2 protein-coding genes and 1 pseudogene are annotated in these 3,033 nt (G+C 57.1%); all 3 read right to left on the reverse strand.

What is annotated here, in order from left to right; all coding sequences use genetic code 11:
* Positions 1-2,049, reverse strand: a 2,049-nt coding sequence (locus H1Y01_RS06785; protein ID WP_219341339.1) for a prolyl oligopeptidase family serine peptidase, incomplete at its 3' end; no start/stop codon positions are given.
* 44 nt (positions 2,050-2,093) lie between these two features.
* Positions 2,094-2,660, reverse strand: coding sequence for a methyltransferase family protein (locus H1Y01_RS06790; protein ID WP_180539686.1), 567 nt, complete (start codon positions 2,658-2,660; stop codon positions 2,094-2,096).
* Between the two features lie 232 nt (positions 2,661-2,892).
* A pseudogene (locus H1Y01_RS19955) lies at positions 2,893-3,033 on the reverse strand (peptidase S8/S53 subtilisin kexin sedolisin); the annotation flags it as partial.

Below are 3,033 nucleotides of genomic sequence, written 5' to 3' on the forward strand. Positions count from 1 at the left end.
CTTCGAAGTCGGCTTCCCTGCCCCATGGCCGGCGCGCGTCTCCACGCGAATCAGGATCGGCGCCGAACCGCCCTGCGCCTGCTGTAATGTCGCCGCGTATTTCAAGCTATGCCCGGGCATCACCCGATCGTCATGATCGGACGTCGTAATCAGCGTGGGCGGGTAGTGCGCACCGACCTTGATGTTATGCAGCGGTGAATACTTGATGAGCGTCTTGAAATCCTCCGCGTTCGCGGAAGTACCGTATTCGCCCACCCAATACCCGCCGAACCCGAAATTCTGGAACCGTAGCATATCCATGACGCCGACAGCGGGCATTGCGGCGGCGAACAAGTCCGGCCGCTGATTCAGAACCGCGCCAACCAATAACCCTCCGTTACTAGCGCCGAAGATAGCTAGCTTCTGGCGCGACGTGTACTTACTATCGATCAAATACTCGGCGGCAGCGATGAAATCATCGAACACATTCTGCTTATGCTCTTTCATTCCGGCCTGATGCCAGGCTTCTCCATACTCGGAGCCGCCGCGCAGGTTCGCTTCCGCGTAAACACCGCCCATCTTGATCCATTCGATGACCGCCGGATTAAAACTCGGAGTTAGGGAGATCTGAAACCCTCCGTAGCCATATAGCAGGGTTGGGTTCTGTCCGTTGCGCTGCAGCCCTTTCTTCGAAATCAGGAACATCGGCACTTTCGTTCCGTCTTTACTCTTATAAAAAACTTGGGTAGTTTCGAACGCGTTCGGATCGAAGTCGAGATGACTGCGGTGGACGGCTTCGCTCTTGCCGGTTTCCAGGCTTAGGTGGTAGATGACCGGTGGAGTCGTAAATCCAGTGTAGGTATAGAAAGTCTGCTGCGAATTACGATCCGGCTCGGCAACGAAAACGCTGCCCAGACCGGGCAATTGGATCTCAGGTCCAGCGTGGCCATCCAGTGACTCGAGACGGACGACGCTATGCGCATCTTTCAAATAGCTGAGAATCAACTTACCGTCGCCCATGACCGCGCTCTCGAGGGTAGCTTCCTGTTGCGGAACAATCTCCTTCCAGGAGGCGCGATCGGGCTGCTTCACATCAACCGCGATGACGCGTCCGCGCGGCGCTCCGTCCGTCGTTGCAATGTAGAACGTGGATCCGACCGAACCAATGAAGGTGTAATCGAAATCCCCATGCGAAATCAGATCCACTACCTTCGGATCAGGCGCGCTCAAGTCCGCATACGAGATGTAAGTCGTCCCAACCTTCAGCGGGTTGACCTCGACGACCAGAAAGCGGCCGTCTTTCGATACGCGATTTCCGAATAGCCATCCCGGCTGATCGGAGCGCGAGTAGATCAACTTATCGGCTGATTGCGGATCGCCCAGCTTATGAAAGTAGATTTGTTCGTTTTTGGCTTCTGCAGTCAGCAGCTTGTCCGGGGGCGGCTCGGGGAAGCGCGTATAGAAGAAGCTCTGATTGTCTCCGGACCAGGCGACTCCGCCCTTACTCCAATGAATCTCGTCAGACAGGTCCTTGCCTGTCGCGATCTCGCGCACATGCCAGTCGCTCCAGTCGGACCCGGCCTGCGCTACTCCGTAGGCGAAGTACTTGCCGTCCCAACTTACAGCGTCACCCGACAAAGCGGCTGTGCCATCCGCGCGATAGGTATTCGGGTCGATGAGAACACGCGCCGGGGCATCTAACCTGTCCTGAACATAGACCACCGATTGATTCTGCAATCCCGAGTTATGCGTGTAGAAGAAATGACCGCCGGCTTCCCACATGCCGCCGTACTTCTCGTAGTCCCACAGTTTCTCAAGCCGGCTACGAATCGCCGATCTGGCGGGAATCTTAGCCAGGTAGCCGAAAGTCAGCGCATTCTCTTCCGCGATCCACTTCTGAGTGGCCGGGGAGTCGGCATTCTCCAGTTCCCGGTAAGGATCGGAAATCTTCGTGCCGTGATAGTCGTCGACCTGGTCGGACTTGGGAGCGATCGGGTAAACCATAGAGCCGTTAGTGGCGCAAATCGCGAGCGTCGCACCACAGAAAAGGAGCAGGGAGCGGTAGGACATCGTAAAACCTCTTGGAATACCGATTCTCGCAGATGACGCGGGTGTTACAGGATGAACGGGATGATGGCTCGCGTCCGGCTGCGATATTGCTCCCAAGCTTGACCGAAATGACCAGCCATTATTGTCTCTTCCTGACGCGCCTTCAGATAGTAAACGGCAATGGCAATTACCAGACCGACCACGCCCCCGACGCGGTCGAGGAACAGGATAACGCCGATGAAGGAAAGCAACATTCCGCTGTAGATGGGGTGCCGCACCCAGCGATAAGGTCCGGATTGAATCAGGTCATGCGATTGTTTCAACGTGACTGTGGCGCTCCAGTTTCGGCCCAGAATCACGCGTGCCCAGATGGCGAACAGGACGCCGGCCCAGGCGAGAACAACCGAAACCACGAGCAGCATTTGAGTGCGTGGGACAAGAGGATTCGCCAGACCGCCCCATGGCACGAAAGCGAACAGCACAGCAGCCAGGGACCCCACAGTTCGGATGGCGAGCGAGGTAGGGCTTTCTGCGCGCTCGGTTTTTTTGAGGCGCCGTGCGGAAGCCAGCCAGAATAGGCCGAAAGTGATCCACGCAACACGGATCGCTGAGGCGGCAGTGTCGGATGTCACGCTAAGCCCTCGTTGACTTCAAGAACCTCGGTCAGAATGTATGTCAGCATGGTAGCGTTATGGGCGCCAACAGCAAGCAGCTCGACCTTCTCAGCGAACCGGAGAGAACAGCGCGATTGAAAGCTTTCGACGAATGGGTTCCGCAGATCGAGACGCGGAGCACGGAAGAAATGGACCAGGAAATCGAGGATGTGAGGCGCGTCAGAAGGGCTTGCCGACGTCGCGGCTAATGCTACGGAGCAGCCACCAAAGCCGCTACCACCAGCGGAGCCATCGGACTGCCCAGCCCGGTAACGAAGTCATAGCCCGGACCCGCATCGCAAATCGTCCCGCACTTACCGTTCGAGCCTTGCGTAATGTCGCGTAGCGCGCT

Origin of the sequence: Nevskia soli, assembly GCF_903970205.1 — a bacterium.
Taxonomy (GTDB): Bacteria; Acidobacteriota; Terriglobia; order Bryobacterales; family Bryobacteraceae; genus Bog-113.